Origin of the sequence: Mesorhizobium sp. M7A.F.Ca.US.014.04.1.1 (assembly GCF_003998745.1) — a bacterium.
GTDB classification, from domain to species: domain Bacteria; phylum Pseudomonadota; class Alphaproteobacteria; order Rhizobiales; family Rhizobiaceae; genus Mesorhizobium; species Mesorhizobium ciceri.
In genome coordinates this window covers 21,365-25,714 of the sequence record NZ_RZRW01000013.1, presented here as the reverse complement: position 1 = coordinate 25,714, position 4,350 = coordinate 21,365, and the positions used below count along the sequence as shown (strand labels likewise).

General features: G+C 64.1%; 3 protein-coding genes and 1 pseudogene. All 4 read right to left on the bottom strand.

Annotated features, from left to right (window positions below):
- Positions 1 to 145: 145 nt before the first annotated feature.
- A complete protein-coding gene (locus tag EOA22_RS01855) occupies positions 146 to 1,774 on the bottom strand; it encodes a GMC family oxidoreductase N-terminal domain-containing protein (protein ID WP_127389822.1) in 1,629 nt (542 codons plus the stop codon).
- Positions 1,775 to 1,786: 12 nt separating this feature from the next.
- Positions 1,787 to 2,545, bottom strand: coding sequence for a 3-ketoacyl-ACP reductase (locus tag EOA22_RS01850; RefSeq protein ID WP_127312574.1), 759 nt, complete (start codon positions 2,543 to 2,545; stop codon positions 1,787 to 1,789).
- Entirely contained in the window at positions 2,542 to 4,044 is a 1,503-nt protein-coding gene (locus EOA22_RS01845; RefSeq protein ID WP_063168957.1) for a GMC family oxidoreductase, read from the bottom strand. The genes EOA22_RS01850 and EOA22_RS01845 overlap by 4 nt, the downstream gene beginning before the upstream one ends.
- A gap of 88 nt (positions 4,045 to 4,132) precedes the next feature.
- A pseudogene (locus tag EOA22_RS38545) lies at positions 4,133 to 4,350 on the bottom strand (sugar ABC transporter ATP-binding protein); the annotation flags it as partial.

Below are 4,350 nucleotides of genomic sequence, written 5' to 3'. Positions count from 1 at the left end.
GCGCTGAATTTTACGGCGTCCATGCCGTCGATCAGCTGTCGCAGCGCCTCGAGATCGGCATGGACCGCCGTGCGCTCGGTAGCGGCGACATCATTGCGAAATCTAGCGAAAACACAGTGCCTGATCATGTCTTGCTCCTCAGCGGCTAAGCAGCCCGGTTTCCGGAAAACACCGCCGGCGGCAGCGGCTCGCGGCCGAGGACCAGATCGGCTCCTTTTTCACCGACCATCATTGTCGGCGCATTGGTGTTGGATGAAGGCACGCGCGGCATCACCGAGGCGTCGCAAACGCGCAGGCCCTCGATGCCGCGCAACCGCAGATCCGGTGTCACCACGGCCATGTCGTCATGGCCCATGCGGCAGGTGCCAACCGGGTGATGGTCGGTTTTGGAGGTGCGGCAGGCATAGTCGAACAGCTCGTCGTCGCTGGCGAGCGACGGCCCGGGCAGCACTTCGCGCAGCACGTAAGGGGCAAGCGCCTTCTGTCGCATGATCTGGCGCGCCAGTCGCAGCCCCTTGATCGACATGGCGCGGTCATAGGGATCGGACCAGTAGTTCGGATCGATCAGCGGGTGGTCGGACGGGTCGGCACTCTTCAGCCGCACCGTGCCGCGTGAGCGCGGCCGCAGGAAGGCCGAGTTCAGGGTGACACCTGGATTGTTCAGCTTCTCGACGCCGGCCTCGATGCCGGATCCCAAGCCGAGATGGAACTGAATGTCGGGCGAGGCGGCGGTCGGGTCGGCGTACCAGAAGCCGCCGGTCTCGAACAGGCTGGAGGCCACCGGGCCTTTCTTCAGCAGCAGATATTGCAGACCGGCCCAGGCCGTGCGGTGCAGCTTGGCGTAGTTGTCATAGGTGTGATCGCCGGTGCATTCGGCGATGACGAACAAATCGAGATGGTCCTGCATGTTGGAGCCGACGCCGGGCAGGTCATGCACCGGCGTGACGCCGACTGACTTCAGATGGTCTGCGGGGCCGATCCCCGACTGCATCAGGAGCTTCGGCGAGCCGATGGCGCCGGACGAGACGATCACCTCGCGCTCGGCGCGCAGGATTTTCTTGTCGCCGCCCGGCCTGTCGACCACCTCGACGCCGATAGCGCGACCGTTCTCGACGACGATGCGCGTCACCAGCACATCGGTTCGGAGGGTCAGGTTCTTGCGGCTGCGGATCGGCTTCAAATAAGCGACCGAGGCGGAGGAGCGTCGGGCATCCTTCTGGGTCAACTGGTAGTAGCCGACGCCTTCCTGGGCAGCGCCGTTGAAGTCCGGGTTGAAGGGGATGCCCATCTCCTGGCCGGCACGGAAATAGGCCTCGCAGATAGGCAGCGGCGAAATCGGGTTGGACACGCCGAGCGGGCCGTGGTCGCCATGAAAGTCGTTGGCGTAGCGCTGGTTGTTTTCGGCGCGCTTGAAATAGGGCAGCACGTCGCGATAGCCCCAGCCGGCGAGGCCTTCTTCCTTCTCCCAGGCGTCGTAGTCGCGGGCATTGCCGCGCGTGTAGATCTGCGCGTTGATGGACGAGCCGCCGCCGACGACCTTGGCCTGCGTGTACCAGAAGACGCGGTCCTTCATGTGCTTTTGCGGCACGGTCGACCAACCCCAGGAAGCAATGCCTTTGGTCATCTTGGCGAAGCCCGCCGGCATGTGGATGTAGGGGTGCCAGTCCTTGCCGCCGGCTTCCAGCAGCAGGACCGAATTGCTGGGATCTTCGCTCAGCCGGTTGGCCATAACGCAGCCGGCAGGACCGGCGCCCACGATGATATAGTCAGTCATTTCCTGATCCATTCATAGCCGTGGCACCGAGAGCGCGCCGTCGACATTGATGATCGAGCCGGTCGAAAAGCCGAGCTTGCCGCCGGCGAGCGTCGCCACCACCGCGCCGATGTCCGATGCTTCGCCCCAGCGTTTGGCCGGAACCAGGCCGCCGTCGATAAGGGCGTCATATTTGGCGGTCACGCCTGAGGTCATGTCGGTGCGGATGATGCCGGGCCGGACTTCGAAGACGCCGATGTTTTCAGGCGCAAGCCGCAACGCCAGGTTCTTCACCCACATCGAAAGCCCGGCCTTCGAGATGCAGTAGTCCGGCCGTTCCGGCGACGCCATTTCAGCACTGACCGAGGTGATGGTGATGATGGATCTCTGATCGCCTGGCGCAGCCAGCATCGCCTTGGCGACAGCCTGGCTGAGGAAGACGGTGCCGCGCAGGTTGATGCCCAGCGTGCGGTCGAAATTCTCCGGCTTGAGGTCCAAGAGGTCACCGCGCACCACGGCGCCGACGCCGGCATTGTTGACCAGGCAGTCGATGCGGCCGAAGGCGCGCATCGCGGCATCGACAAGTGCTGTATGGGTGTCGAGGTCCGCGATGTCGCACCTGACATAGGCGAATTTTGCGCCACGCTTGGCGATGTCGGGGGCAAGTCCGTCGGCGGCTGTTTCGGCAAGGTCGGCGACCAGAATATCGAAGCCGGCATCCGCCAGTGCCTGGGCGCAGGCGAGGCCGATGCCGCGCGCGCCGCCGGTGACGATAGCGGCGGGGGGGGTCATGCGGCGAGGTCCGTCTTGCGGATGTGGTCAGCAACGCGCAGCGCTTGGGCTGCAATCGACAGCGCTGGGTTGACCGCCGCCGAGTTCGGCAGGAAACCGGCGTCGACGACGAACAGGTTCCGGTGGTCGAAGGAGCGGCAGTAGGGGTCGAGCGCCGCCGTCGCCGGATCGTCGCCCATCTTGATCGTGCCGCATTGATGCGACGGCGTGCGCTTGTCGAAGGGGCGCGACAGCACGATGGGATAGCCGCAGGCGCGGAAGTTTTCGCGCATTACCTTGTTCAGCCCGTCGAGCGACTGCATGTTGGAGCGCCGCCACTGCATGACGATGTCCTTGCCGTCGACCATGATGCGGCTTTCCGGGTCGGGCAGGTCTTCGCACATCAGGTACCAGTCGACGGCGTGGCCGGCCATGAAGTCGAGCGCGAATCCCGGCGTGTACTTGACATTGGCCCGCAGCATGTTGCCGTCGATCTTGCCGAGCAGTTGGACGTTCCCCAGCGGCTTACCGCCCTTGCCGTCGGACAGATAGTAGTCGTTGAGCATCAGCGTCTTCTGGTAGACGGCATCGTTGCGGCGGCGCGGATCGATCGCCAGCATGGCGCTGGAATTGTGGTTCATGAAATTGCGCCCGACCTGATCGGAGCGGTTGGCAAGACCATTGCCATCGGCCGAAGGCGAGCGCAGCAGGATGACGGCGGAATTGACCGCGCCAGCGGAGAGGATGACCAGTTTCGGCGCCACCTTTTTCAGCTCACCATTCTGCCGATAGTGGATGGCAGCAATGGTTTTGCCGTCGGTCGATGCCTCCAGGTACTCGACATAACAGCCGGTCTCGAGCCGGATGTTGGTGTCCTTCAGGGCCGCCGTCAGCGGTCCTGTCTGCGCGTCGACCTTGCCCTGGCCGGTGTTGGGAAACGCGTCCCAGCCGGTCTTGCCCTCTTTCAGCCAGGTGTCGATGTCGACGCCGAGCGGCAGCGAGGCCGGATGCAGGCCGAGGTTTTTCAGCTCGGCGCGGGCGCGGGCGATCGGCGCCTCGTCGGGCACCGGCTTGTAGGCGTAGGGGATCGAATGGAACGGCTCGGTCGGATCCTCGCCCAGTGCACCGCGCACGCGAAACAGCTGTTCGGCTTTCGAATACCAGGGCTCGAATTCCTCATAGGAGAACGGCCATGCCGGCGAGACCCCGCCAAAGTGCTCCATGGCGGCGAAATCTTCCTTGCGGTAGCGGATCAGCACCGCGCCATAGAACTTCGAATTGCCGCCGACATAATAATAATTGCCGGGGTTGAAGGCGGCGCCGCCGGCCTCACGCCACATCTCCTTCGGCCTATAATGGCCGTCGACGAAGATCGAGCGCGTGTCGCGCGCGTGCGGCGTCGCCGGCAACGGCTCGCCGCGCTCGAGCATCAAGATCGAGGCGCCGCTGCCGGCAAGGCCGGAAGCGATCGTGGCGCCGCCGATGCCGGAGCCGATGATGACGATGTCCGGATTTCTCATGGCCTAAATCGCGTCCCGACGCGCTTTAGTTTTTTGTTTTGATGCATGTCGTTGCCCCAAAACCGGATCCACTTTTGGGCGACATACATTAGCGAATACGGGTCTCGGTCGCCGGATCGAAGAACACCGCCTTTGTCAGGTTGAAGGCGAGCGGCGTGTTGGTGCCCGGCTGAATGTTGGCGTCGGCGCGCAGCCGCGCCACCACGCCCTTGCCGCCGAGATTGGTGACGGCGAAGGTGTCCGAACCTGCCGGCTCGACGACCTCGATGTGACAGTCCGCGGTTGCGATGTGCGAGGCGTTGCGCT

What these genes read in the sequence shown, in the direction of transcription:
- EOA22_RS01855 (WP_127389822.1), bottom strand. Translation starts at nt 1,774, where the DNA reads ATGACTGACTATATCATCGTGGGCGCCGGTCCTGCCGGCTGCGTTATG.
- EOA22_RS01850 (WP_127312574.1), bottom strand. Translation starts at nt 2,545, where the DNA reads ATGACCCCCCCCGCCGCTATCGTCACCGGCGGCGCGCGCGGCATCGGC.
- EOA22_RS01845 (WP_063168957.1), bottom strand. Translation starts at nt 4,044, where the DNA reads ATGAGAAATCCGGACATCGTCATCATCGGCTCCGGCATCGGCGGCGCC.